Below are 25088 nucleotides of genomic sequence, written 5' to 3'. Positions count from 1 at the left end.
AATGTGGGGTGCCTATGTAAAAAGCGAAAGCCTTTCATCAAGTATCCATCAAATATCTAGGAGCTCACAATGGCACGCAGCATGCTGGTAACGCCCGACCTTCAGGCGAAGGAACTCGACATCGAACTTTCGGAGGCCGCCGACGTACTGGGGGGTAGTGCACAGGATCGCCTGCACGTCGTTTTCGTGGAGAGTGGCCTGACGGTTGCTGCTGTTTATTCTTCCGACGCGCGTAAGGCTGAAAACCCGGAGCCGAACCCACTGGCTTCCATGGGGCGCAAGGAACAGGAAACGGGCGATTCCGCCTTTATCTCCGACCCGACCCGCGCGATCCTCGGCCCGGTTCTGTTCGTGGGTGACGAGGGCGCGGACCTGACGGACGAGGACATCGAGTCGATCCACAACGGCATTCGTGCGGTAGAGAATTACAAGGCAGATAACGCCAAGGACTACCAGCTCTGGCACGACGCAGTGATTAACCTGACGAAGGGTATCTAACGCCGGGGGTTTGTTGAGCGTTAGCACTTGCGAGGGTAGAGTGCCAGATAGGTTGTTTGACTCACAGTTGTTCACCCGCGACGACGGCTGTATCTGGAAAACCAACCGGCACAACAGTTCACAAGAGTGAAACCCTACAGCTCGAATACACGGAGGTATTCAATCGTGGCTAACGTCAACATCAAGCCCCTCGAGGACCGCGTTCTCGTGCAGATCGTCGAGGCAGAGACGACCACCGCATCCGGCCTGGTCATCCCGGACTCCGCAAAGGAGAAGCCGCAGGAGGCAACCGTTATCGCAGTAGGCCCCGGCCGCTGGGCAGATGACGATGACCGCATCCCGATGGATGTTAAGGAGGGCGACACCGTCGTCTTCTCCAAGTACGGCGGCACCGAGCTGAAGTACAACGGCGAAGAGTACCTGCTGCTGAGCCAGCGCGACATCCTGGCCGTCATCGAAAAGTAAGCGGGTAGCTGCATGTCGAAACTCATCGCATTTGATCAAGAAGCCCGTGAAGGGCTGCAGAAGGGCGTAGACGCCCTGGCGGACGCGGTGAAGGTGACCCTAGGCCCGCGCGGCCGCAACGTCGTGCTGGACAAGGCCTTCGGTGGGCCGACCGTAACCAACGATGGCGTGACCATTGCACGCGACATCGACCTGGCGGATCCCTTCGAGAACCTGGGCGCCCAGCTGGTCAAGTCCGTAGCTATCAAGACCAACGACATCGCCGGCGACGGCACCACCACCGCCACCCTGCTGGCGCAGGCTCTGATCAACGAGGGCCTGCGCACGGTGGCTGCCGGTGCCAACCCGATTGCTGTGAACCGCGGCATTGCTGAGGGCACCGAGCGTGTTCTGGAGCTGCTGCGCGAGATGGCACAGCCCGTTGCTGACAACGCAGCCATCGCCAACGTTGCTACCGTTTCCTCCCGTGACGAGAAGATCGGCGCCATGGTTGCCGATGCTTTCGACAAGGTGGGCAAGGACGGCGTGGTGACCGTTGAAGAGTCCCAGTCCATCGAAGACGAGTCCATCGTCACCGAGGGTGTGTCCTTCGACAAGGGCTACCTGTCCCCGTACTTCGTCACGGATCAGGAGACCGGCCACGCTGAGCTGGAGAATCCGCTGATCCTGCTGGTGCGCGAGAAGATCTCCTCTCTGCCGGACTTCCTGCCGGTGCTGGAGAAGGTCGCTAACTCCGGCAAGCCGCTGCTGATCGTCGCCGAGGATATCGAGGGCGAGCCGCTGCAGATGCTGGTGCTGAACGCGATCCGCAAGTCCCTGAAGGTAGCAGCGGTGAAGTCCCCGTACTTCGGTGACCGCCGCGCGGCATTCATGGACGACCTGGCCATCGTGACCGGTGGTACCGTGATCGACAGCGAGCTGGGCCACAAGCTCTCCGAGACCACTCTGGAGCAGCTGGGCTCTGCCCGCCGCGTGAACATCACGAAGGAAGAGACCGTACTGGTCGACGGTGCGGGTTCCGCAGAGGCAGTGGAGCAGCGACGCAACCAGATTCGCGGCGACATCGAGCGCACCGACTCTTCCTGGGATAAGGAGAAGTTCGAGGAGCGTCTGGCGAAGCTGTCCGGCGGCGTAGCTGTGATCCGTGCCGGTGGCGCTACCGAGACCGAGGTCAACGAGCGCAAGCTGCGCATCGAGGATGCCATCAACGCTGCCCGCGCTGCTTCCCAAGAAGGCGTTATCGCCGGTGGCGGCTCCGCGCTGGTGCAGATCGCCGCCGAGATCGAGGAAATGTCCCGCCAGGCGGAAGGCGACGAGAGCATCGGCCTGCGCTCCCTGGCGCGCGCGCTGCGTCGCCCGACTTTCTGGATCGCCGACAATGCTGGCCTGGATGGTGCTGTTGTGGTTGCCAAGACCGCTGAGCAGCCCAATGGCTCCGGCTTCAACGCCGCCACCCTGGAGTACGGCAACCTGCTGGAGCAGGGCATCATCGATCCGGTAAAGGTGACCCACTCCGCTGTGGTTAACGCCACCTCTGTTGCCCGCATGGTGCTGACGACCGAGACCGCTGTGGTGGATAAGCCCGCCGACCCAGCCAAGCAGGCTGGCGCCCACGCAGGCCACGTGCACTAGTCATTCCGACTAGGCGCCTGGTCTCTGTGTCTGGCCGCTGTGCTTGGCCGCTGTGCTTGGCTACCCGGCGGGTTAGCCAGGAACAAAGCGGGGGATGCTTCCCATTGTTTTGGGAAGCATCCCCCGCTTTCCTTTTTAGGAGGCTGCGCGGCGACCGCGGTTGCGCGAGGTGGGGCGCAGGATAGCGTCTCGCTCAGATTCGCTGAGGCCGCCCCAGATGCCATAGGGCTCGCCAACGCTGAGTGCGTGGCTGCGGCACTGCTCAATGACTGGGCATTCGCGGCAGATAGCCTTGGCGCGGTGCTCACGCATGGCGCGGGCGCGGCCACGCTCGCCGTCCGGGTGGAAGAAGACGGAGGAATCAGCGCCGCGGCATGCGCCGTGGAGTTGCCATTCCCAAGTCGAAGAAGCTGGTCCCGGAAGTTGGCTGGGCTGTGGCATTAGGTGGAAACTCCTCGTGAAAGTAAAGATGCTCACTTGTAGTGACGTCAGAGAGGTTCCAATCCTTAGATGAACTTTAGGTAACGAGGGAGTGCCCTAAGAGTATCTAGAGTCCGCACTAATGGAAGTTGATTACGTTTCCATATGCTTTCACCTGCACTAACGCCCTTAGTTGAACAATGGATTAACTTGTTCTGCGCCACGCCCAGATTCCCCCAAAGGGGGGTTAGGCTGGGCTCTTAGCTTTGCTCGACTTCACAGCTGGAGCACAGGTGATGTCCGAAAAAGCTGCGGGGCAAGCTGTATATATATATGAATATTCTTGGAAAAAATGGGAACATGTTCTGAACGTGCGCAATTGCATGCACGTGAGGAGTAATGGATAGTTCAACCCAGGTTGATGAAGACGTTCGAAGGTATAGCGGAGTAAAAACGATGGCTGCATTGTGGGATGCGGATGAGGAGATTCAGGATCTCCTTCCAGCGGCCATTGCTCAGGATCGGTGCGCTGTGAACCGGCTAATAGAACTGGTGCACCCTAAGGTTGTCGTGTTCTGCCGTGGCAAGTTGGGAATGAACTCTTATCCGACGCCTGACGATGTAGCTCAGGATGTCTGCATCGCAATCGTTAAGGCTCTGCCGCGCTATGAGGATAAGGGCGCCCCTTTTATGGCCTTCGTTTATCGCGTGGCGCGGAACAAGGTTACTGACGCCTACCGTGCGCAGCAGCGGGACATGTCCGACCCTGCGGATGAGCTGCCAGAGGAAGAGCCTTTCGAAGAATCCCCTGAACAGGTGTATTTGAGCCAGGATGCCTGTAACGATTTTGCAAAGAAGCTCGATATCCTAAGTGAGAAATCAAGAGAAATCCTTATTCTGCGCGTTATTCACGGTTACTCCGCCGAGGAAACTGCGAAGATTGTAGGCTCCAAGCCCACTGCCGTCCGCGTTGCACAACACAGGGCAGTGGCGAAGTTGAAGAAGCATGGAATCATCACAAGCTCCTAGAGCCCTCCTGACAGGGCGCCTAGGAGCTGCGCCCCGGCTAGTGGATAGCGCGTGTGGCGTGGAGGCGAAGTCAGGGTATAAATTGTTAGCTACCGCCAGGTAGCGACCAGAACGAAAAGAGCTTAGCGCTATGGCACAGAATGACGACACCCAGGGATACGAGGAGAACTTCTCCTCGATCCTGGATCTCGATCGCATTCTTGACGCGATCGGGCAGGGGAAACCTATTCCGCAGACCGAGAGCTTCGACGCTAGTGATCCGGTTTTCGCGGAGCTTGCTAACGCTCGTGAGGATCTCTACCGCGACATTCCGCCTGCGCCAGATATGAGCCATCTCGTTGCCGATGACGGCAATGTTGCTTATGGCGATTTTGGCGCGCAAGAGGAATCGGGGGAGTCCACCGAGGGGAATTCTCGTTTCCTGCGTGCTGGTGCAAAGGCCGCGGCGGCCGGGGGGCTTTCTGTCACCAGCATGCTCATTGCAGGTGGCGTAGCTGCCGCTCTTGCCGTGGGTGGACTGGGGTACGCGGCGTACTCCAACTCACACGATCCGCACATCAATCGTGAGACAGCAGCCAAGGAGGGGACTGCTGAGGTGCAGAGCCTCGAGGGTTCCGGTGACGGGGTAGCCGGCGGACGAGGTGGCGTCACCAACGAAGAGAACCTTGCGGAAGGTGACAAGGGCGAGCGTGAAGAGAAGGTCAGCAGTAAGCGAAGCCCCAAGAATGAGCCGAAGAAGACAAGCGCGGCGAGCTCGTCGGCACCCAAGGCAACGGTAGCGGATATTCCGACGACGACCATCCTCCTGGGTGGAACGGGCACCCCGGTTCAGGGTGCCGAGCCGGCAATGCCGTTGGGAGCTCCCGGGCCGACGGGCACCATTGACGGGACGACAACGACGAAGTCGCCTAAGCCGACCAGCACGTCTAGCGCTGTGCAAAGCACCACCGTGCCCGCGCAGCCGAAGGTGCCAACGCTCACTGACTACACGGCGCCGCGAGCCGGCGGTAGTGATGAGCCAGCAGACAAATAGTTAGCTGCTTGCTTTAAGGGCCGCTGGCTATTCGGCCTGCAGGCTATTTGCCCCACATAAATGGTGGGCGTAGGCCGTGGAGCGCGAAATCGATCGCGTCCGCGTAGCCGAGGCAATAGTCCCACGTCACGTAATCGTGAGGATTCGGCTGTGCGGATGGCTCATGCACGGGGACAAGCTCGTTGTTCAGCATCGTCTGAATGTTGGACTCGATGATGTCCCAGTCGTAGAAGTGATTCTCTTCGCAGTCCTCGCACAGCATCGCCACGCCCCGCACCCCGCGGGGTTCTAGAAGCTTGCGGAAATCCCGAACGTTCTTCAAATCCTCCCGTAGAGCCTGAACCTCATCGGGTGACAGCGGCGGAACGGACTCATCAAACTCGTCGGGATCCAGGAACGACGCTGGGTCGTTTGGGTCATCGGCGAAAGGATCCGGCGGCATCTGATCGTGGTTAAAGCTCACACAAACACCGTACCCTGTGGCCGGTGGTAGAGGACAACAACGCCAACTGCCTACAAACTGCGGGATGAAATGACTACAAACTGCGGGATGAATCGCTGATAAACTGTGGGATGAAATAGCTACAATCTGCGGGATGTGAATAAAGTGCCTGGTAAAGAAGCTGTAAATTACCTGCCGAGGGTCGAAGACGAACGACTCAGGAGCGCCCTGGCGCGTGCCGGTGGGGTGCTAATCGAAGGGCCTAAAGGCTGTGGCAAATCTGCTACGGCAAGGCAAGTTGCAGGCAGCCTCGTGCAAGTGGACACGGATCTCAATCTAGAGACACAGCTCAATACCCTTCCGGACCTGGCGCTGCAGGGTGAAACCCCGCGCGTATTCGACGAATGGCAAGAACAACCCCGACTGTGGAATCTGGTGCGGCACGAGATTGATCTGCGCCAAGCCCCGGGGCAATTCATCCTCACGGGTTCAACGGCGCCGGGGGAGGAGAAGTCCCGCCATTCAGGAGCCGGCAGGATCGCGCGGCTGCGGATGCAGACCTTCAGCTTCTTCGAGTCTGGGCATTCAAACGGGGCTGTCTCCCTGGCGAAGCTGGTGGAAGAAGGAGGACTAGCGCACAATAACGAAACTGTGCTGGACGTGCGAGAGATTATTGATCGTATGGCCCACGGTGGGTGGCCCGGGAATAGAAACTTTTCCACGGCCGCAGCGCAAGAGAACCTGCGTAGCTATGCCGAAACGGTAGCGCACGTAGACATTAATGTCACCGACAGTAGGCGCCGGGATCCCGTGAAGGTCCAGGCACTCCTACGTTCCCTTGCGCGTGGCGTAGGGACGGAGCAGTCCATCAGTGCGATCGCTACAGATATAGACATTGATCGAGCAACCGCCAGCGAGTACCTCACCGCCCTGCAGCGTATTTTCATTGCCGAAGAACAGCGCGCCTGGTCCTCGCATTTACGCTCGCGTGCCAGCCTGCGCAAGGTTCCAAAGCGCCACCTTGCAGATCCTGCATTAGCGGCAGCAGTGCTAGAAGCGACTCCGGGGAAGCTATTGCAGAACCTTGAATTTACGGGGCAGATGTTCGAATCCCAGGTGGTGCATGATCTGCGCGTGCTCTCGGGTAGGCAGATCTTCCACGCTCGCGATGCATCCGGGCTCGAGGTGGATGCAGTTTTCGAGATGGCGGGCAAGACAGTGTTGGTGGAGATCAAGTTGGGGCAAAGCCCCCAAGTGCTGGACAAGGCTGCCCAGAACCTACTGGCCTTTGCTGACAGGTTTACGTGGGACACACCCCCGCTTCTACTAATTGTTACAGGGGGCAACTTGAGCGTTCAGTTGCCAAGTGGTGTATTCGTCACTTCGCTGTCGCACTTGGCGCCATAGCTCGAACCACGTCGCGAGCTACCCGACTACTCAACCCCGGCAAACAAAAAGGCGCATCAAAGGGTTATTCTGTAGTACATCAGCGACAAGACGGCGAAAACTCCCTTGGCAATCACGCCCGGGCGGGTTTGGCTACCAGCAATTTCTAGAGGAAGGTCGGGCAACCGTGACGAACCCTGAGATGAACGCGAAAATCTACCCAGTTGCCACCGGGGGTGACGATCCCAACAAGGTTGCCCTGGTCGGCCTGACTTTCGACGACGTCCTACTGCTGCCCGCCGCATCCGAGGTGATCCCTTCTGGCGTGGACACTTCCACCCAGTTCACCCGCAACATCAACCTGAACATTCCGGTGGCTTCCGCCGCGATGGATACCGTCACCGAGGCTCGCATGGCCGTCGCTATGGCTCGCCACGGCGGCATCGGTGTGCTGCACCGCAACCTGTCCATCGAGGATCAGGCGCAGCAGGTGGAGATCGTCAAGCGCTCCGAAGCTGGCATGGTCACCGACCCGGTTACCGCGTCTCCGGATATGACGATTCAGGAAGTAGACGACCTGTGCGCCCGCTACCGCATCTCCGGCCTGCCGGTCGTGGATGACGAAGGCGTGCTGGTCGGCATCCTCACCAACCGCGACATGCGCTTCGAGACCGACTTCAGCCGCAAGGTCTCCGAGGCCATGACCCCCATGCCACTGGTCGTCGCCCAAGAAGGCGTGTCCGCCGAAGCCGCCCTGAGCCTGCTGTCTGAGCACAAGGTAGAGAAGCTGCCGATCGTCGATGGTGCTGGCAAGCTGACCGGCCTGATCACCGTCAAGGACTTCGCTAAGCGCGAGCAGTACCCGCTGGCAGCCAAGGATTCCTCCGGCCGCCTTCTGGCTGCCGCCGGCATCGGTACCGGCGAGGATGCATGGACCCGCGCAGGCAACCTGGTGGACGCTGGCGTGGACGTCCTGATTGTCGATACCGCCCACGCCCACAACCGCGGCGTGCTGGACATGGTTTCCCGCGTGAAGAAGGAATTCGGTGACCGCGTGGACGTTGTCGGCGGCAACCTGGCCACCCGCGAGGCAGCACAGGCAATGATCGAGGCCGGCGCTGACGCCATCAAGGTCGGTATTGGCCCGGGCTCCATCTGCACCACCCGCGTCGTAGCGGGCGTTGGCGCCCCGCAGATCACCGCCATCATGGAGGCATCCGTCCCGGCCAAGAAGGCTGGTGTGCCGATCATCGCCGACGGAGGCATGCAGTTCTCCGGTGACATCGCCAAGGCGCTGGCCGCTGGGGCGTCCACAGTAATGCTTGGCTCCATGCTCGCCGGATCGGCCGAGACCCCCGGTGAGATCGTGACCATCAACGGCAAGCAGTACAAGCGCTACCGCGGCATGGGCTCCATGGGCGCCATGCAGGGCCGTGGCCTGACCGGCGAGAAGCGCTCCTACTCCAAGGACCGCTACTTCCAGGCGGACGTGAAGTCCGAGGAGAAGCTGGTGCCGGAAGGCATCGAAGGCCGTGTGCCGTTCCGCGGCTCGATCAGCTCGATCCTGCACCAGCAGGTCGGCGGCCTGCGCGCTGCTATGGGCTACACCGGTGCGGCTACGATCGCGGAGCTGCAGAATGCGCGCTTCGTGCGCATCACCGGCGCGGGCCTGCGTGAATCCCACCCGCACGATGTGCAGGGAATCATGGAAGCGCCGAACTACAACCCGAACCGCTAAAGCACGCCAGCTTAAGCACGCTAAAGGAGCACGCCCTTCATGCAGGAATACGTAGACATCGGACGCTCGCGCACCGCGCGCCGGGTGTACGGCCTGAACCAGATCGACATTGTGCCGTCGAGGCGCACCCGCAGCTCGCACGATGTGGATACGTCGTGGAAAATCGACGCTTATTCCTTCGACATCCCCGTGATGACGCATCCGACCGACTCGATCGTCACTCCCGAGTTCGCCATCGAGTTCGGCCAGCTTGGCGGCCTGCCGGTTATCAACGCCGAGGGTCTGTGGGGGCGCGTGGATGACCTGGACGCGGCTCTGCGCGGGGTTGTTGAAGCTGCCCGAAAGGCCGAGGCTTTCCTGTTCGAAGAGCAGGGGAGTGACGCCACCTCGGTCCCAGATCTCTACGGCGCCAACGCGGAGCTCCAGCGCCTCCACGCGCTGGAACTGAACGTGGACCTGCTGCAGGAGCGCCTGGACAAGGTGCGGGAATCCGGCGTGCGCTTCGCCGTCCGTGTGTCCCCGCAGAACGCCCGTGAGCTCGCGCCGGTACTGATCAAGTCCGGCATGGACCTGCTGGTGGTCCAGGGCACCCTGGTCTCTGCAGAGCACGTACACCGCGACGGCGAGCCGCTGAACCTGAAGGAGTTCATCGGCAGCCTGGACATCCCGGTGATCGCCGGTGGCGTGGTGGACTACACCACCGCCATGCACCTGATGCGCACCGGTGCAGCGGGCGTGATCATCGGCTCCGGCCACACCACCAACAACGAGTCCCTGGGTATCGACGTGCCGATGGCCACCGCCATCGCCGACGCGGCTGCGGCACGCCGCGACTACTTGGACGAGACGGGTGGCCGCTACGTTCACATCATCGCCGACTCCTCGCTGCACAATTCCGGTGATGTAGCCAAGGCCATCGCCTGTGGCGCGGATGCTGTCTCTCTGGGGCTACCCCTGGCCACCGCAGCCTCCGCGGGTGCGCCGAACTGGTATTGGCCGTCCACCGCGGGCCACCCGAAGCTGCCACGTGGCCTGGTGGAAGAGGTAGGCCTGGGCGAGACACAGCCACTGGAAGAGCTGCTGTTCGGCCCGACCACCAACCCGATCGGTGGAGAGAACATCATCGGCGCCCTGCGTCGCTCGATGGCCAAGTGTGGTTACACGGACATCAAGAGCTTCCAGAAGGTCGACCTGGTCGTCCGTTAGTACAGAAAGAACACAACTGATTCGAATGAAGATTTCCCAGTGGTGGCAGCGCACAACTGAACGGCTGCCGATGCAGCTGGCGGTGCTGTCGTGGGCGTCAATAATAATCGGTGTGATCGGCATCGTCGCCACGATCGTGGTCTACCTGGGCTACCAGCCGCAGCATGGCGACGAGACCGTGAAGATGAACGTCGGCGCGACCGGTGTGATGGTGGGGCTGTACTTCTTTGCCTTCGCGCTGTTCGGAGCGATGATTATCCAGGGGCGTACGTGGGGCGTGTCGGGGCTGGTGCTCACGCATGTCACGCTGGTGTTCATCACGATCACGGTGATTAAGGCGGGTGTGTTCTGGCTCGCGTCGATCTTCGGCGTAATTGCGGCGGTATCTCTGGCCCTGATTTTCTCCCCACCGTCGATGGAGTGGTACAAGCAGCGCTTCGTGGACGGACGGAGCTAGCAAGCGACCGGTGTGCCCCCTGGCGCGCAGGTGCGTTAAAGTTAGGGGCGTGACTCAACAAGACCCAGCTGCCGCCGCTCCACGGCCCGTACTTGTCGTGGATTTCGGCGCGCAATACGCACAGCTCATTGCCCGCCGGGTGCGCGAGGTGAACCTGTACTCCGAGGTCATCCCGCACACCATGTCCGCCGACGAGGTCGCAGCGAAGAACCCTGCGGCCCTGATCCTTTCTGGTGGACCTTCTTCTGTTTATGCAGATGACGCCCCCTCGCTTCACCCCGAACTTCTGGAGTTGGGGGTGCCGGTATTCGGCATCTGCTACGGCTTCCAAGCAATGACCCAGGCCATGGGTGGAACCGTGGCAAAGACCGGCCTGCGTGAGTACGGCCGGACCGAATTGCAGATCCAGCCGGAGGCTGGCGTGCTGCACGGGGACATGGGGGACAGCCAGCAGGTGTGGATGAGCCACGGCGACTCTGTCGCTGAGGCGCCGGAGGGCTTCACCGTGACCGCCCGTACCGAAGGCGCGCCGGTGGCTGCCTTCGAGTGCCCGGAGAAGCGCATGGCGGGCGTGCAGTACCACCCTGAGGTTCTGCACTCCCCGAAGGGGCAGGAGGTGCTGCGCCGCTTCCTGCTGGAAACCGCTGGGCTGGAGCCAACCTGGACCGCAGGCAACATTGCCGAGCAGCTGATCGAGCAGGTGCGCGAGCAGATCGGCGACGAGGGACGCGCGATCTGCGCCCTGTCCGGTGGCGTGGATTCCGCTGTGGCGGCCGCGCTGGTGCAGCGTGCGATTGGTGACCGACTGACCTGTGTGTTCGTCGACCACGGCCTACTGCGCGCCGGTGAGCGCGAGCAGGTGGAGAAGGATTTTGTGGCCGCCACCGGCGCGAAGTTGGTGACTGTGGACGAGCGCGAGGCGTTCCTGCAGAAGCTGGCTGGCGTGACCGAGCCGGAGGCTAAGCGCAAGGCCATCGGTGCGGAGTTCATCCGCTCCTTCGAGCGCGCCGTTGCGGGTGTGCTGGCCGATGCCCCGGAGGGATCCAGCGTGGATTTCCTGGTGCAGGGCACCCTGTATCCGGACGTTGTGGAATCCGGCGGCGGCTCCGGCACCGCGAACATCAAGAGCCACCACAACGTCGGCGGCCTGCCGGACGACGTGGAGTTCAAACTGGTGGAGCCCCTGCGCCTGCTGTTCAAGGACGAGGTTCGCGCGGTGGGCCGCGAGCTGGGCCTGCCGGAGGAAATCGTGGCACGCCAGCCGTTCCCGGGTCCGGGCCTGGGTATCCGCATCATCGGTGAGGTGACGGAGGAGCGCCTGGAGACCCTACGTGCGGCCGACGCTATCGCCCGCGCGGAGCTAACTGCTGCTGGCTTGGACGACGTGATCTGGCAGTGCCCGGTGGTTCTGCTGGCCGACGTGCGTTCCGTGGGCGTGCAGGGTGATGGCCGTACCTATGGCCACCCGATTGTTCTGCGCCCGGTATCCAGTGAGGACGCGATGACGGCCGACTGGACCCGTATTCCTTTCGATGTGCTGGAGAAGATCTCTACCCGCATTACCAACGAGGTGGAGGAAGTTAACCGCGTGGTGCTGGATGTGACCAGCAAGCCGCCGGGAACCATCGAGTGGGAGTAGAAGCGGTTTCGCCCTGTCTTAGAGATTTTTTAGAAGAAACTTCCGAAATACTGATTTTGCTACGCTAACTAGGCTAAGCTGTGTTTTGTCGTTGCTTGCAGTGCTCTGCACGTTTTGCGGCAGTCTGTTCTGTTCTTTCCTAGAAAAGGTATTTCCTCATGGCTTCTAAGTTCGTTCGTGGCGCAACCGCTATCGCTGCCGCATCTGCATTGGCTTTCGGCGGCGTGAGTGCCGCATCTGCTGCTCCGGCTGGTTCCCTGGGTGGCCTGACTGGTTCCCTGGGTGGCCTGACTGGCTCCCTGGGTGGCAAGAAAGATCTGGATGTCCCGCAGGGTGAGAAGACGAAGCTGGGCAACCTCGGTGGCCCGGCCTTCAATGTTGACCTGTACAAGCAGCTTCACGGTGCGACCACCGTGGCTCCGGGTGCTACCGTCAAGACCCGCATTGTGGTGCAGGGTGTAAAGGGCAAGACCAGCATCAACGAGGTTATTGAGTGGATGCCGAAGGGCTTCAAGCTGGTCAAGGTTGAGCGCATTAAGGGCGGCCTGTTGGGTGACTCTGTCCACCAGCTGGGCCAGTCCGAGTACGCGGTGACTCAGAACAAGGACAACACCGAGGTTCACGTCTCTTGGGAGGAGGGTCTGCTGATCAAGCACAAGCCCACCGTTGATACCGCCACTCCGCTGCTGCTGGACTTCACCTGGAAGGCCCCGGAGAAGGAGGGTACCTACAAGAATGGTGCTGGCTTGAAGGTCGGCGCTGTTGTTAACAACAATAAGACCTTCGATACCGGCACTCCGATCGTCGTGAAGAAGGGCGCCGCTCCGTCCGGCAGCCTGTCCGGTTCCTCGATCGCTGGCTCCTAATTCAGAAGCTAAAGCCAATTTTTTCGGCCCGCACCCCCGGCATTTTGGGGGGTGCGGGCCGTTTTGTATGCGCGCTGCGTTTCTGCAGCGCTATTTCTTCTTGTTCCTCTTGGCTGTGCCGATTGGCTTGATGTGCGCGGTGCCGTCAATGTGTGGGTAGATAAGCCAGGTATAAGCGCCGGCGATTACCCAGGCGATGGCTACGAGGAGCCACGAGCGTGTGCTGAGTAGCGGGATGGTCATCAGCGCGATCCAGAGCGGGAATAGTGGCGCGACCTGGGCGGCGCTGGTGCGGTAGCGCTCGTCGCGCTTCTCTACTTCTTCACGCACCTTCTTGCGGTACGGGTGGCTAAACGTTAGTAGCAGCGCTGCGCCGACCGTTGTTACCAGCACGATGACCTGAAATCCTGGCGCGAGCGGAGCGGCCATGATTCCCACCGCTAGGCCGAATAACACCGAGGCTATGGCGCGCACGGCGGTCGGTGGGGTGATGACGGGCTCGTTGCGGGTTTCTTGGCTCATGGTTGTCCATATTAGGTGACGCCACATTCCCCGCCCCTTGTAACCTGCGCTTTTGGCTGTTCGTTTGACGCTGTGGAGGGAGAGGGATATATTCAACACAGCTTAGTTAGAACATGTGTTCTAATATATGCTTGTGGGGCGGAGAGCTGTCCGCAGGTGCTGCTAGAACATGCGGTGCTGGTTGCCGTGAGCTGGTTGCAGTGCGTTGGTAGCAGCGTTTGTTGCACAGGGAAGGGAGGTGAAGGCGATGGCGCAGGTCGAGGCGACGGCGACGATTGCAAGTTTGCGGCAAAAGATGCGGCAGATCGAGGCGAAAAGTGCTGCGGTGGGGGAGGGGGCGTCCCAAATAAAAGAAAGCGTGCGTGTAGCGCCAATGCCACAATGGCTGGCCGGGCACCTACCAGGTGGCGGGGTGGCGCGTGGGCAGGCGACGCAGATATCGGATTGTCCGGCGGTGCTGGTGGATGTGCTGGCGCATCTCACGGCGCAGGGAATGTGTGTGGCGGTGGTGGACTATCCGCGGCTGGCGATCGCGGCAGTAGCGGCCGCGGGTGGTGACGTGGAGAGGCTGGTGTTGGTGCCGGACTCCACTCCACACACGGCGGCGGTGTTAGGCACGCTGATAGAGGGGATGGACGTGGTGCTGTTCGCCGCAGGCGGGCAGGGTGGACAGAGCGTGCAGAGTGTACAGGGTGCACGGGGTATGCAGCGCGGTGCCGTGCCCCCGACATTTGCGCGGCCGGTGGAGGCGCGACTGCGCAAAAGCGAATGTGCCCTGCTTGTGTGCGGGCGCGCGTGGCCGCAGGCGAGAATGCACGTGGAACTGCAGGTATGTGGTGTGCTGGGGCTGCGCCGTGGAAGCGGACGGATCCGTGCCGTGGAGGTCGAAGGGCGCGTATGGGGCAAAGCTCAGCCGCCCAGTGCGGTGCGGGCGACGATCGGGGCAGAAGAAGCGATGGGAGCCGAGAGCGCTGCGGAGGTAGGGGAGCAGTGGGCTTAAGCGGGGCGGAAGTAAACGGCACGGCTCGGGTGGCTGTGCTGTGGTTCCCGGATTGGCCGGTGTATGTGCAAGCTCAATCGCGGGGATGGGACGTACTGGCACCCGCCGCGGTGATCGCCGATTATCGCGTGTTGGCCTGCAATGCTGCCGCGCGAGCCCAGGGGATCAAGATCGGAATGAAGCAACGGCACGCATTGGCGGCATATCCGCAGCTCAACGTCGCGGAGGATGACCCGAATAAGCAGGCCTCGGTGCATGAGGACGTGCTGGCGGCGCTGCAGGACGTCAGCGCAGTGGTGGAGACCTTGCGCCCCGGACTGCTGGCTTTTCCCGTGGACGCTTTGGCCAGATACTACGGGGACGAAGATACCGCTGTGGAGAAGCTGCTGGACGCTGCAGTGCGAGTGCATGCCGACTGCATGGCCGGGGTGGCAGACGACCTTGTGTCCGCAGTGTGGGCAGCGCGGCAGGGGAAGAGTATCCCTCCGGGAGGCAGCGCGGCGTTCATCGCGGGGTTGCCGATCAACGTGCTGGGGATAGAACCAGAGCTGCGCGCGCCCGCGCACCTTAGTTCCACGCTGCAGCAGCTGGGGCTGCGCACAATGCGGGACTTCGCGGCACTGCCCCGCGCCGACGTGGCCGCTCGCTTTGGGCAAGAGGCCGTGGAATGGCACCGCATAGCCAGCGGACACGTGGAAAGAGCGGTGGCGCCCGCGCGCCGACGTGAGGAATTGGAGGTGCGCTATGAGGTCGAGGAACCCATCGCACGCACCGAAACCGCAGCTTTCATCGCCCGCCACGTAGCTACCGCGTTGCACAACACACTTTTCGCCGCGGGGGAGGCCTGCCTGCGCCTGGCCGTGCGTGCCTACCTGGAGCCCCCGGCGAACTACACCGGGCCGACCGTCATCGAGCGGCTCTGGCGCTGCCGCGAGCCCCTATCGGAGCAGGACACCGCCCAGCGGGTGCGCTGGCAACTCGATGGCTGGCTCACCCGACTGCGGGCGGGGACAGCTGATGGTGGAAACGTGCATGGTGGGGACGTGCATGACGGGGACGCGCATGACGGGGAAGCAGACTGGGCGGACAACACCGCCGGTGTGACCTGCATCGAGCTCGTGCCCGTGGAGACCGTGCCGGCGGGGAGCCTGGCCACCCCACTGTGGGGCGGGCCGGACGAAGGCATCCGCGCTGCCCGCGCCGCGGCCGGTCGAGCGCAAGCACTGATCGGCATGAACCGGGTACTGCGCCCCATTCACAGGGGCGGGCGTGCCGTTGCTCGACGTATCGCCACTGTGCCCTACGGGGAGGACGACCCGGAGGCTATCACCGCGTTGCCGACCCGCCAGTGGGAAGGCCAGCTGCTGCACCCCCTGCCCGGGCTGATCGGGGCCCCAACCAGCGGGGTAGTCCCGGCCAGCGGGGTAGCTGATACCCATAACCCCAGCGCTGCACACCCCGCCGCCAGACTGATGCTGCTGGACCGCCACAGTGACCCCGTCCACGTCACTGGCCGGGGGCTGATGAGCGCGCCTCCGGACACTCTGCGCTGGGGTGCCAGGCAGCTCCGCATCACCGGCTGGGCTGGCCCCTGGCCCGTCGACGAACACTGGTGGGCGGAAGGGAAGCGTTATGCCCGGCTGCAGGTCTCGGCACGCGAAGGTACATCGGAATCTGTGCACGCATTCTTGCTGGTGTGCAAAGGAAAGCAATGGCGGATCGAAGCAACCTACTAGCCCCTACGGATTCTTTGTAACTTGCTACCCTGGGAACCATGCCAACAACCAGAAATGCGCAGGCTGGACAGCCAAATTCGGGACAGGTTACCGCCGCTGAGGCCTCCGGCGGAATCTACGCGGATATGTGCTCCCAGCGGACCGACGAGATGTTGCCGGGCACCGCCAAGCCCGGTCGGTTGATCCTCGCTCTCGAGCACGTCACCAATTGGGGACACGACATCCTCGACGGCACTGCGCTGGGGGAGGAACTCTCAAAGAAGATAGAGAAATTCCTCGACGAAAACGGCGCCCAACTGCAGTTCATTCGCAGGCCGGGTCGCGAAGGCCAGCAGCGTGCCGCCAACCCCACCCGGCAGCTCTACATCAGCTGGGCTGAAGGTTATGGCGACGATCCCACGCCCATTCTCGAAAGCCTGCAGGTCTCCGGCCCCGAAGCGCTCCTAGACCTCGACCTCAGCGCCCCCGGCGCAGCTGGTGGCCAGCGCATCGACGGCCCCCTGCTGCTGGTGTGCACCCACGGAAAACGCGACAAATGCTGTGCCGTATTCGGTCGCCCCGTCGCCGAAGAGCTCACCGCAGAATATGGCCAGCTGGTGTGGGAATCCTCCCACACCAAGGGGCACCGCTTCGCACCCTCCATGATCCTGCTGCCTAGCAACTACTCCTATGGCCAGCTCGGAACCGCCGGCGCGCGCAGCATGTTGGAACACGCCAAGCAGGGCGAGCTGTGGCTGGAAGGTTGCCGTGGCCGCGGCCTGTGGGATCCCATCGGTCAGGCAGCCGAACTCGCCGTCGCAGAGAAGATGGCTGGCGAAGGCTACCCCGTCAAGCTGGCGAGTATGCGCGTGAGCAAGTCGGAAAACACAGAGGCCACGAACCCTGATGCAGACTCCGCCACAGAGGTGCGCGTCGTGACCATTGCCCCAGAAGCAGGCACGGATGCTAACCCAGAAGCTGCCGTAGAAGTCGGCTCAGAATCCAGTCCAGAAAAGGAAATCACGGTCCGCTTGCACTCGCGCCCAGGCGGAACCTCCGTTCCCTCCTGCGGTAAGAAGCCCAAGCAGACCGTGACCTGGGTCGCGGAATTCTAAACGCACAACAAAACCCCGGGGCAGTTCACATCTGTGAACTAGCACCCGGGGGTTTTGCTGCCTAGGGGTTTTGCTGCCTAGCGTTCCCCGCTAACTAGCGGCGCATGATCTTCTTCGACAGCCAGTTACCGCCCAGCTGCGCAATCTGAACGATGACGATGATCACTGCAACGGTCGTCCACGTGACGGCGTCATTAAACGAGCGATAACCGTAGACAATCGCGAAGTCGCCCAGACCACCTGCACCGATGTAGCCGGCCATGGCGGACATATCGACGATGGCGATGAACATGAAGGTGAAGCCCAGGATCAGCGGGCCCAGTGCCTCGGGGATGATCACCGTGAAGATGATCTTCAGCGGCGAGGCACCCATCGCCTTGGCGGCCTCGATCACGCCCGGGTCGATTGCCACGAGGTTCTGCTCGAAGATACGCGCAGCGCCGAACGTGGCGGCGACGACCATCCCGACGATGGCGGCGTCCGTACCAATGCGGGTCTGCACCACCAGATCCGTCAGCGGCCCGATCGCAGTCAGCAAAATGATGAACGGGATGGGGCGGATGAAGTTAACCAGGAAGTTCGTAACCCAGTAGACCACCCGGTTCTGCAGAATGCCGCCCTTGCGGGTGGTGTATAGCAGCAGGCCGATGATTAGGCCCAGGATCGACGAGATCACCAGCGTGATCGAGACCATGTATAGCGTCTCGAAGATCGCCTTTTGGAACGTGTTGCCGTAGCGGTCCCAATCCATTTGCGCGAGGGTCATCGTGTTCATCGGATCTCCTCAATCTCGGTGGAAGCCTGCATATGGCTGTGGAATTCCTCGATGGCTTTTTCGCCCTCGGCGTTGTGGGCCGTGAGGCGCAGGGTGAGGCGACCGAAGCTGTGGTTCTGGAGGGTGGTGACGCCACCGTGGACGATGTTGACCGCCACCCCTGCAGTGGACAGCTTCGAGACGGCATCGAAAAACCCGATTCCCTCGGCCATGGTCACAGTGAAGAGGCGACCATTCTCGGTCTGCAGTGCCTCCGCTTCGACCATGTCGGGGGTGTTGCGTAAGGAGGTGGCCACGAAGTTGGCGGCAGTCTGCGTCTGGGGGTTAGAGAACACCTCGTAGACGCTGCCCTGCTCCACGATGCGGCCGCTTTCCATCACGATGACGGAGTCCGCGATGGAACGCACAACCTCCATCTCGTGGGTGATGACCACGATGGTGATGCCGAGTTCCCGGTTGACCTTGCGCAGCAGTTCCAGCACGTCGCGGGTGGTGGAAGGGTCGAGTGCGCTGGTGGCCTCGTCGGCCAGCAGCAGGCTGGGGTTGGTTGCCAGTGCGCGGGCGATGCCGACGCGCTGCTTCTGGCCACCGGACAGCTGCTCTGGGTAGGCCTTGCCCTTATCGGACAGGCCGACGAACTCCAGGAGTTCCTTCACACGCTCTTCCCGCTGCTGCTTGGGCATGCCCTGCAGGCGCAGTGGGTAGGCGACGTTGCCTGCCACATTCCGGGAGGAAAACAGGTTGAACTGCTGGAAGATCATGCCGATGTCGGAGCGCAGCTTGCGCATCTGCGATTCCGGCAGCGGAACGATGTCCTGGCCATTCAGCAGGATCTGTCCGCTGGTGGGGCGATCCAGGCCGTTGATCTGGCGGACGAGGGTGGACTTGCCGGCTCCGGAGTAGCCGATGATGCCGACGATGGAGCCTGCTGGGATGTGGGTGTTGATGTCCTGGAGGGCGTGAATTTCCTTCCTGCCCTGCTTGAACACCTTCTTCACATCGCGGAAGACAATCTCCGTGCCAGTGTTGTCTGTGCTGCGAGTGCCGGTGGTGCCGGCACTGGGCTGATCGACGCTGGTTTGTGCGTCTGAAGCCATAGGGGAACCTCTTTTAAGAGTTGGGTTTTCGAAAATTGGGGTGGGGGCTACTTCTTGACCTTGCCCTCGGTGTCCTTCAGGATCTTAGCGAGCTCGTCCGGACCCATCTTGACCTCGACGGAGGTGCCCTTGGACTGCTCGTTCAGCGCGTCCTGGACTTCCTTGGAGTGCCAGATGTCAACAAGCTTCTTCAGATCCTTGTCGTCCTTCTTCTCCTCGGTGGTGACGAAGGCGTTGATGAACGGCTTTGCGGCCTCTGCCTTCGGGTCGTCCTGGACGATGGCGGACTTCGGGTCGATGTTGCCGCGCTCCAGGAAGGAGTTGTTGATGACGGCCGGGGTGCCGTCCTTGTAAGCGGTCACGGTCTGTGCGGCGTCCACCGGGGTGACCTTGACCTTGGACTTGCCCTCATCGATGTCGGCCGGGGTGGGGGACAGGATCTTGTCGTCCTTCAGCTTCACCAGGCCAGCGGATGCCAGGACGTGCAGGGCGCGGCCCTGGTTTGTCGGGTCGTTCGGGATGGCGACCTCGCCGGCTTCCTCGATGTCCTTGACCTCGCTGTGGTCCTGGTAGTAAACGCCCAGCGGGATGATCTCGGTCGCGCCGATCGGCACCAGCTTGGAATCGTTGTTGACGTTGTAGTCAGCGAGGAACATCAGGTGCTGGAAGTTGTTGACGTCGATCTCGCCTTCCTGCAGCGCGCGGTTGGGCAGGCTGTAGTCGCCGAAGGGAACCAGCTCGACGTTCAGGCCTTCCTTCTTGGCCTGTTCTTCAAAGACCTGCCACTGCTTCTGACCCTGGTCGGTGGTGCCGATCTTGATGGTGTCGTCGTCACCGCCACATGCGGAGAGGCCGAAGACCATAGCTGCCGCAGCTACACCAGCTGCTACTTTACGGCGAAGGGACATGGGATCCTCCTGGGTTGTCTAGTGCCCGACGCTTCGTTGATTGCCCGGGCTGAACTGTGCGTTTAAGGTAGCAGTCTAAACCAAAATGAACAACTTAGTCTAGTTTTGATCCAAACCAGCCCCAGAGCTTTTTCGGGTTGGCGAGTAATAGAATATATGTTCTATACTTGCGCTGTGTCTGAAGAACCCCGCGACCCCGACATTTCGCGTCGCACGCTGCGCCGATCGCAACCTAGGAGCTTCTCCCAGGGCACACCGCTGAGCTGGAAGCAGCTCGAAGGCGTGCTGTCCGGCGTGGGGCCGGGCTTGCGCAACCTCCGCGCAATCGGGGTGGCAGAAGGTGATCGGAAGACTGGAATTGAGGTAGCTGAAATCGAAGGGGCGTCCCAAAGAAAAACAGCGACACCCTTCGCTGAGCTCCACGCCTGCAGCGCCTACAACTTCCTGCGTGGTGCGAGCCAGCCCGAAGAGATGGTTGCGGCGGCGCGCGACCTGGGGTTGAGTGCTCTCGCGTGTGTGGATCGCGACGGTTTCTACGGGGCGGCGCGCTGTGCCACGGCGGTGGCCGAGAGCGCTGGCACTGAGGGCACTGGCACGGCGGGCACTGGCACGGATTTGGCGACGGTCTTCGGCGCGGAATTGAGCCTCGACGTGCCACTCACGGTGCTGTGTAAAGGGCGCGAAGGCTATGCGCGCCTGAGCCGTCTTATTGCGGACGCCCGCATGGCCGACCCGGACAAAGATTCCGTCCGGTACCCCGATCTGCCCCAGCTGGCGCAGGCCGCGGACGGCCACTGGCTGGTGCTGCTCGATTGGCGGTGGATGGGCGCGGCTAGTCCGGAGGAAACAGCTCCGGCCGAGCGCCTGGTGGAGCTTTTCGGGCCGACCAACGTCGTGGTCGAGCTACAACACACGATGAACCCCGCGGATGCCGACCGCAACGAGCGCCTCCATGCCCTGGCGGTGCGCCACGGCCTACGCGAGATCGTCAGTAGTGCCCCGACGTGCGCGACCCCGAAGCATTCCCGGTTGGCGGGGGCGAAGGCGGCGCTGCGCGAACGGCGGGACGTCGCCACCGCGGAGCCAACCACCCACCCCGTCGGCGGATCGTGGCTGCGCTCGGGGGAAGAGATGCTGCAGCTCGCGGGCGATTGCGAGTGGTTGGCGCGGGCCGTGGAGACCTCCGTGCAGGTCGCCAACGAATGCGCCTTCACCCTGGACCTCGTTGCGCCGAACCTGCCGCACTTCCCCGTGCCGCCGGGGTATACGGAGATGTCCTGGCTGCGTGCGATCACCGAACGCGGTGGCACGGAACGCTACGGCCAGCGGGGATCCTCTGCCGCCGCCAACCAAGCGTGGGCCACCATCGACCGCGAGCTGAAAACGATCGAGCAGCTGGGCTTCCCGGGCTACTTCCTGATCGTCCACGACATCGTTGCCTTCTGCCACGAGAACAACATCTTCTGCCAGGGGCGAGGATCCGCGGCCAATTCCGCGGTCTGCTTTGCGCTGGGGATCACGACGGTGGACGCTGTGGCGTCCGGCCTGCTCTTCGAGCGTTTCCTCTCCCCGGAACGCGACGGACCACCCGACATCGACCTCGACATCGAATCGGGGCGGCGCGAGGAGGCGATTCAGTACGTGTACTCCCGCTACGGCCGCGACAATGCCGCGCAGGTGGCGAACGTGATTACCTACCGCCGCCGAGGCGCGACCCGCGATGCCGGCCGCGCGCTTGGCTACGCGCCGGGGCAAATCGATGCCTGGACCCGCCACCCGGAACAGACCCCCGACATTGTGCAGGACCTGGCCGAGCAGATGCTGGATCACCCCCGCCACCTGGGCATTCACTCCGGCGGCATGGTGATCTGTGACCGCCCGATCGCACAGGTCGTGCCGACGGAATGGGCGCGGATGGAAGGCCGCTCGGTGGTGCAGTGGGATAAGGACGACTGCGCGGCCGTGGGGCTGGTGAAGTTCGACCTGCTAGGGCTCGGCATGCTGGAAGCGTTGCACCATGCGGTGGACCAGGTGCGCGCCCACCGGGGCCGGGAGGTCGAACTGTGGCGGCTGGACCCCACAGAGCCGGAGGTTTACGCCATGCTGTCCCGCGCCGACGCGGTGGGGGTGTTTCAGGTCGAATCCCGCGCGCAGATGTCCACCCTGCCGCGACTGAAACCGCGCACCTTCTACGACCTGGTGGTGGAGGTCGCGCTGATCCGCCCCGGCCCTATCCAGGGTGGCTCCGTGCACCCGTACATTCGCCGCCGCAATGGTCTGGAGCCCGTGACCTTCGACCACCCGTGCCTGGAGCCCGCGCTGACGAAAACTCTGGGCATTCCGCTGTTCCAGGAGCAGCTGATGCAGATGGCCGTGGACGCCGCGGGCTTTACCGGCGCCGAAGCTGATACTTTGCGCCGGGCGATGGGGTCGAAGCGTTCCCCGCAGAAGATGGAGCGGCTGAAAAAGCGCTTCTACCAGGGGCTGGAGGCGAAGAACGGGATTCAGGGTGTGGTGGCTGATCGGTTGTGGGACAAGATCGTGGCCTTCGCCAGCTACGGTTTCCCAGAATCACACTCGCAGTCCTTTGCCTCCCTGGTCTACTACTCCGCGTGGTTTAAGTACCACTATCCGGCGGAGTTCTGCGTAGCTCTGCTGCGCGCCCAGCCGATGGGGTTCTACTCGCCGCAGTCCCTGCTGGCGGACGCTCGCCGTCACGGTGTGCAGATCCTTCCCGTGGACGTGAACGCGTCGGGCGTGCAGGTTGATGCGGTTGTTCCCTTGATGACGCCCCTACGGAACAACCGGCCCACGGGAGTTCACGGGCTGGGGCGTGGCACGGCCGAACCGGTGGGAAAGATCCGGCTGGGGCTCAGCGGTGCGGGCGGAGTGAAGGGGATCTCCGCCGAGGTGGCGGAGCGCATCGTCGAAGCGCGCGAGAAAGTGGGGCGTTTCACCAGCGTGGAAGAACTATCCCGCGAGGCCGGGCTGAGCGTTGCGCAGGTGGAGAAGCTGGCGCGGGCGGGGGCGTTGGGGAGCCTCGGGCTATCGCGCCGCCAAGCCGTGTGGGCGGCCGGGGTGGCAGCGACCGAACAGTCGGGAATGCTTCCGGGGACGTCGGCTGTGCATGCGCCGGCGTTGCCTGGGATGAGTGCTTTCGAGATGGTGGCGTCCGAACTAGCGACAACGGGCGTGACGACGGCCGAACATCCGGTGCAGCTGCTGCGCGAGTACCTGGATCAGTGGCACCGACGAGTGGGCGGCGCAGGCGGTGCAGCGGTGGTGACGGCCGACAGTTTGCTGCACGTTCCCGACGGCACCCGCGTGCGCGTGGCGGGAGTGGTGACGCACAGGCAGCGCCCAGCTACCGCAGGCGGAGTGGTGTTTTTCGGCTTAGAGGACGAGACCGGGCTGGCGAATGTTGTCGTCTCGCAGGGGCTGTGGGCGCGGCAGCGGGCGGTAGCGTTGAACGCAAAGATCCTGGTCGTGAGGGGAATCGTGCACAACGCGGAAGGCGCAGCCACCGTGACGGCGGATCTGTTGGAACAGGTGGAGACACAACTGCGGCCGGTCGGCGAGATCGCGGGGGCACACGCAGGTTCGCGCGACTTCCGCTGACCAGTGGTGATCACAAACACGGGGTGGGGTGATTGACACAGCGGAACGTGCAAAGAACAATCGTGCACGTGAACCGCAACCCTTTCGACCCCGAGAACCCCAATGCGCAGCGACGCGCGCGCGAAAACTCGGCTCGAAAGGCACGCCACAGTATCGCGGATTCCACGCAGGCGAACAGCGAGGATTCCTGGCGGGGGAGGCGGCGCCGCCACGAAGCACGGCCCGCAGTGCGGCATCGCAGAGAGGACCACGGCGGCAGCTGGAAGGGCGCACACCCCAGCGTGTCGGGCGAGAATCGCCGCGAACCCGAAGGGATTTCCCGCAGCCGCCCCACTGGACAACATTTCCGCCGCCGTCGAATTGCAGCGGCGATGTTCGTCGCATTCCTGCTGGCCTGCGCGACGGGAGTGGGTGCGGCGGTGCAGAAACTGAGTAGCTCGCGGCACGAGGATCCCCAGGCACACAACACGGTGAACGAACCTGCGGACTATGCGCCGACGGAAGCGGTGGCTATCCCACCGGCCACGCCGGACGTGCAGCTCACCCCTGCCGTGGCGCGCATTCCCCAGAAGCTCCGCCCGATCCGTGACGAGCTGAAGCCCGGGCAGAACAGGGAACTGCAGCTTAAGTCCAGCGATCGTGAGCGCAAGTACATCATCAACATTCCGAGGGGCGCGCTGCCTTATTCCAAGAAGGGCAATCCGACTGCGCACCCGGATGCGAAAACCAGGCCCCTGCCGTTGATCTTCGCCTTCCACGGCTACCGCGAGCAGGCGGATCAGATGGCGCGGTACACGGGTTTGGCGGATAAGGAGGCGATCGTGGTGTACCCGCAGGGCGTGGGCAACGCCTGGGAGGGTGCCCCATACGCGAAGGTGAAGCGGGGCGAGGATGTGCGCTTTGTCCGCGACATACTGGATGCCGTGTCCTCTACCTACCAAGTCGACGCGAACCGGATCTACGCCACCGGTATGTCCAATGGCGGAGGGTTCGTGGGCAAATTGGCCTGCGAACTGCCGGAGGAGTTCGCCGCTTTCGCCGCAGTCTCGGCGGCCTATTACTCGGGTACTTGGCGCGCGTGCGCAGAGAAGGGCTCGGATCCGAAGCGGCCGGAAACCGTCCACTTCAAGCGTGGTCAGACAAGCCCCTACCTGGATATTCACGGTCGTAAGGACCAAACGATCCACTACGATGGCGGCCCGCGCTATGGGGACGAATACCTAGGGGCCTACGAGTTCACACAGCAATATGCGGCACGTTCGCACTGCGTGGGCGCCCCGGTCACCACGCGAGTGACCGACGCGATCCAGCGCGTGCAATGGCCAAACTGCGGCCACGGAATGGAAGTCACCCACCTGGCCATCGGCGATGCCGGGCACACGTGGATGGGCGAACGGACGGGCGAGGCCGGCAAGGCTGCGGCCGACCCTTCCCGCGAAAGCAAGTCGAAGGCAGTGACCGCGACTGGTGAGGTCGCCGCGTTCTTCGAGGTACACCGTCGCAGCTAGCTGCGGCTTGCCCGCTGCT

The 25088-nt window shown here is 62.6% G+C and carries 22 protein-coding genes; 16 read left to right on the top strand and 6 right to left on the bottom strand.

What is annotated here, in order from left to right; translation table 11 throughout:
• Nucleotides 1-69: 69 nt before the first annotated feature.
• The 3 genes from HMPREF2678_RS09610 to groL all read left to right on the top strand — a co-directional run bounded on the left by HMPREF2678_RS09610 (nt 70) and on the right by groL (nt 2595).
• Entirely contained in the window at nt 70-498 is a 429-nt protein-coding gene (locus HMPREF2678_RS09610) for a hypothetical protein (protein WP_034971136.1), read from the top strand.
• Between the two features lie 165 nt (nt 499-663).
• On the top strand, nt 664-963 hold the full coding sequence (gene groES, locus HMPREF2678_RS09605) for a co-chaperone GroES (RefSeq protein WP_013889160.1): 300 nt from the start codon (nt 664-666) through the stop codon (nt 961-963).
• A 12-nt stretch (nt 964-975) separates the two neighbouring features.
• The gene (groL, locus tag HMPREF2678_RS09600; protein WP_034976967.1) at nt 976-2595 is read left to right on the top strand and encodes a chaperonin GroEL; all 1620 of its coding nucleotides are present in this window, start codon (nt 976-978) and stop codon (nt 2593-2595) included.
• Nucleotides 2596-2730: 135 nt separating this feature from the next.
• On the opposite strand, the gene HMPREF2678_RS09595 is transcribed toward groL, so the two are convergent.
• Complete coding sequence (locus HMPREF2678_RS09595; protein ID WP_034971141.1) at nt 2731-3036, bottom strand: WhiB family transcriptional regulator; 306 nt, start codon at nt 3034-3036, stop codon at nt 2731-2733.
• A 378-nt stretch (nt 3037-3414) separates the two neighbouring features.
• Here HMPREF2678_RS09595 and HMPREF2678_RS09590 point away from each other — a divergent pair, with 378 nt between their 5' ends.
• Together HMPREF2678_RS09590 and HMPREF2678_RS09585 are read left to right on the top strand one after the other, a co-directional pair.
• Nucleotides 3415-4044 (top strand): sigma-70 family RNA polymerase sigma factor, encoded by a 630-nt coding sequence (locus HMPREF2678_RS09590; protein ID WP_246817935.1) that lies wholly within the window; start codon nt 3415-3417, stop codon nt 4042-4044.
• A gap of 130 nt (nt 4045-4174) precedes the next feature.
• Nucleotides 4175-5077, top strand: coding sequence for a hypothetical protein (locus tag HMPREF2678_RS09585; RefSeq protein ID WP_034992926.1), 903 nt, complete (start codon nt 4175-4177; stop codon nt 5075-5077).
• A 43-nt stretch (nt 5078-5120) separates the two neighbouring features.
• On the opposite strand, the gene HMPREF2678_RS09580 is transcribed toward HMPREF2678_RS09585, so the two are convergent.
• A complete protein-coding gene (locus HMPREF2678_RS09580; protein ID WP_034971311.1) occupies nt 5121-5519 on the bottom strand; it encodes a DUF5319 domain-containing protein in 399 nt (132 codons plus the stop codon).
• A 156-nt stretch (nt 5520-5675) separates the two neighbouring features.
• On the opposite strand from HMPREF2678_RS09580, the gene HMPREF2678_RS09575 reads away from it, so the two are divergent.
• From HMPREF2678_RS09575 to HMPREF2678_RS09550, 6 genes are all read left to right on the top strand, one after another.
• Nucleotides 5676-6926 carry an ATP-binding protein gene (locus tag HMPREF2678_RS09575; RefSeq protein WP_070552176.1) on the top strand — a complete coding sequence of 417 codons (1251 nt, stop codon included), beginning with the start codon at nt 5676-5678 and terminating at the stop codon, nt 6924-6926.
• A gap of 181 nt (nt 6927-7107) precedes the next feature.
• Nucleotides 7108-8643 (top strand): IMP dehydrogenase, encoded by a 1536-nt coding sequence (gene guaB, locus HMPREF2678_RS09570; protein WP_034971145.1) that lies wholly within the window; start codon nt 7108-7110, stop codon nt 8641-8643.
• A 39-nt stretch (nt 8644-8682) separates the two neighbouring features.
• Complete coding sequence (locus tag HMPREF2678_RS09565; RefSeq protein ID WP_034971146.1) at nt 8683-9849, top strand: GuaB3 family IMP dehydrogenase-related protein; 1167 nt, start codon at nt 8683-8685, stop codon at nt 9847-9849.
• A gap of 25 nt (nt 9850-9874) precedes the next feature.
• A complete protein-coding gene (locus HMPREF2678_RS09560; protein WP_070552173.1) occupies nt 9875-10306 on the top strand; it encodes a hypothetical protein in 432 nt (143 codons plus the stop codon).
• 49 nt (nt 10307-10355) lie between these two features.
• On the top strand, nt 10356-11945 hold the full coding sequence (guaA, locus tag HMPREF2678_RS09555) for a glutamine-hydrolyzing GMP synthase (RefSeq protein WP_083303461.1): 1590 nt from the start codon (nt 10356-10358) through the stop codon (nt 11943-11945).
• Between the two features lie 158 nt (nt 11946-12103).
• On the top strand, nt 12104-12811 hold the full coding sequence (locus tag HMPREF2678_RS09550; protein ID WP_070552168.1) for a hypothetical protein: 708 nt from the start codon (nt 12104-12106) through the stop codon (nt 12809-12811).
• A gap of 90 nt (nt 12812-12901) precedes the next feature.
• Here HMPREF2678_RS09550 and HMPREF2678_RS09545 read toward each other — a convergent pair whose 3' ends face one another.
• Complete coding sequence (locus HMPREF2678_RS09545) at nt 12902-13333, bottom strand: hypothetical protein (RefSeq protein ID WP_034976979.1); 432 nt, start codon at nt 13331-13333, stop codon at nt 12902-12904.
• Between the two features lie 247 nt (nt 13334-13580).
• Between HMPREF2678_RS09545 and HMPREF2678_RS09540 the strand changes: the two genes are divergently transcribed.
• The 3 genes from HMPREF2678_RS09540 to HMPREF2678_RS09530 are packed head-to-tail and all read left to right on the top strand — an operon-like array spanning nt 13581 to nt 17163.
• Nucleotides 13581-14333 carry a hypothetical protein gene (locus HMPREF2678_RS09540; RefSeq protein WP_070552233.1) on the top strand — a complete coding sequence of 251 codons (753 nt, stop codon included), beginning with the start codon at nt 13581-13583 and terminating at the stop codon, nt 14331-14333.
• Entirely contained in the window at nt 14324-16069 is a 1746-nt protein-coding gene (locus HMPREF2678_RS09535; RefSeq protein ID WP_070552161.1) for a Y-family DNA polymerase, read from the top strand. Before HMPREF2678_RS09540 ends, HMPREF2678_RS09535 begins: the two co-directional genes overlap by 10 nt.
• Before the next feature lie 38 nt (nt 16070-16107).
• Nucleotides 16108-17163: a sucrase ferredoxin gene (locus HMPREF2678_RS09530; RefSeq protein WP_070552159.1), complete on the top strand. Its 1056-nt coding sequence runs from the start codon at nt 16108-16110 to the stop codon at nt 17161-17163.
• A 94-nt stretch (nt 17164-17257) separates the two neighbouring features.
• Here HMPREF2678_RS09530 and HMPREF2678_RS09525 read toward each other — a convergent pair whose 3' ends face one another.
• From HMPREF2678_RS09525 to HMPREF2678_RS09515, 3 genes are read right to left on the bottom strand one after another with little or no spacing between them, the layout of a single operon-like run.
• Nucleotides 17258-17938, bottom strand: coding sequence for a methionine ABC transporter permease (locus HMPREF2678_RS09525; protein WP_035001329.1), 681 nt, complete (start codon nt 17936-17938; stop codon nt 17258-17260).
• Complete coding sequence (locus HMPREF2678_RS09520) at nt 17935-19035, bottom strand: methionine ABC transporter ATP-binding protein (RefSeq protein WP_210382716.1); 1101 nt, start codon at nt 19033-19035, stop codon at nt 17935-17937. Before HMPREF2678_RS09520 ends, HMPREF2678_RS09525 begins: the two co-directional genes overlap by 4 nt.
• Before the next feature lie 47 nt (nt 19036-19082).
• Nucleotides 19083-19943 (bottom strand): MetQ/NlpA family ABC transporter substrate-binding protein, encoded by an 861-nt coding sequence (locus tag HMPREF2678_RS09515; RefSeq protein WP_034971155.1) that lies wholly within the window; start codon nt 19941-19943, stop codon nt 19083-19085.
• 156 nt (nt 19944-20099) lie between these two features.
• On the opposite strand from HMPREF2678_RS09515, the gene HMPREF2678_RS09510 reads away from it, so the two are divergent.
• Complete coding sequence (locus HMPREF2678_RS09510) at nt 20100-23561, top strand: error-prone DNA polymerase (protein ID WP_070552157.1); 3462 nt, start codon at nt 20100-20102, stop codon at nt 23559-23561.
• Nucleotides 23562-23629: 68 nt separating this feature from the next.
• The gene (locus tag HMPREF2678_RS09505) at nt 23630-25069 is read left to right on the top strand and encodes a CE1 family esterase (RefSeq protein ID WP_246817934.1); all 1440 of its coding nucleotides are present in this window, start codon (nt 23630-23632) and stop codon (nt 25067-25069) included.
• The last annotated feature ends 19 nt before the right edge of the window (nt 25070-25088 follow it).

This window comes from Corynebacterium sp. HMSC058E07, assembly GCF_001809885.1.
Lineage (GTDB): Bacteria > Actinomycetota > Actinomycetes > Mycobacteriales > Mycobacteriaceae > Corynebacterium > Corynebacterium macclintockiae.
Note: the sequence above shows the minus strand (reverse complement) of the source record. Positions and strands in the feature narration are given on the sequence as shown.

Bases quoted from the DNA above. Each gene is read 5' to 3' on its own strand.
- HMPREF2678_RS09610 (WP_034971136.1), top strand. From the start codon at position 70: ATGGCACGCAGCATGCTGGTAACGCCCGACCTTCAGGCGAAGGAACTC.
- HMPREF2678_RS09525 (WP_035001329.1), bottom strand. From the start codon at position 17,938: ATGAACACGATGACCCTCGCGCAAATGGATTGGGACCGCTACGGCAAC.
- HMPREF2678_RS09560 (WP_070552173.1), top strand. From the start codon at position 9,875: ATGAAGATTTCCCAGTGGTGGCAGCGCACAACTGAACGGCTGCCGATG.
- HMPREF2678_RS09545 (WP_034976979.1), bottom strand. From the start codon at position 13,333: ATGAGCCAAGAAACCCGCAACGAGCCCGTCATCACCCCACCGACCGCC.
- HMPREF2678_RS09515 (WP_034971155.1), bottom strand. From the start codon at position 19,943: ATGTCCCTTCGCCGTAAAGTAGCAGCTGGTGTAGCTGCGGCAGCTATG.
- HMPREF2678_RS09590 (WP_246817935.1), top strand. From the start codon at position 3,415: ATGGATAGTTCAACCCAGGTTGATGAAGACGTTCGAAGGTATAGCGGA.
- HMPREF2678_RS09540 (WP_070552233.1), top strand. From the start codon at position 13,581: ATGGCGCAGGTCGAGGCGACGGCGACGATTGCAAGTTTGCGGCAAAAG.
- HMPREF2678_RS09510 (WP_070552157.1), top strand. From the start codon at position 20,100: ATGTTCTATACTTGCGCTGTGTCTGAAGAACCCCGCGACCCCGACATT.
- HMPREF2678_RS09585 (WP_034992926.1), top strand. From the start codon at position 4,175: ATGGCACAGAATGACGACACCCAGGGATACGAGGAGAACTTCTCCTCG.
- guaB (WP_034971145.1), top strand. From the start codon at position 7,108: ATGAACGCGAAAATCTACCCAGTTGCCACCGGGGGTGACGATCCCAAC.
- groL (WP_034976967.1), top strand. From the start codon at position 976: ATGTCGAAACTCATCGCATTTGATCAAGAAGCCCGTGAAGGGCTGCAG.
- HMPREF2678_RS09595 (WP_034971141.1), bottom strand. From the start codon at position 3,036: ATGCCACAGCCCAGCCAACTTCCGGGACCAGCTTCTTCGACTTGGGAA.
- HMPREF2678_RS09550 (WP_070552168.1), top strand. From the start codon at position 12,104: ATGGCTTCTAAGTTCGTTCGTGGCGCAACCGCTATCGCTGCCGCATCT.
- HMPREF2678_RS09520 (WP_210382716.1), bottom strand. From the start codon at position 19,035: ATGGCTTCAGACGCACAAACCAGCGTCGATCAGCCCAGTGCCGGCACC.
- HMPREF2678_RS09580 (WP_034971311.1), bottom strand. From the start codon at position 5,519: ATGCCGCCGGATCCTTTCGCCGATGACCCAAACGACCCAGCGTCGTTC.
- HMPREF2678_RS09565 (WP_034971146.1), top strand. From the start codon at position 8,683: ATGCAGGAATACGTAGACATCGGACGCTCGCGCACCGCGCGCCGGGTG.
- HMPREF2678_RS09530 (WP_070552159.1), top strand. From the start codon at position 16,108: ATGCCAACAACCAGAAATGCGCAGGCTGGACAGCCAAATTCGGGACAG.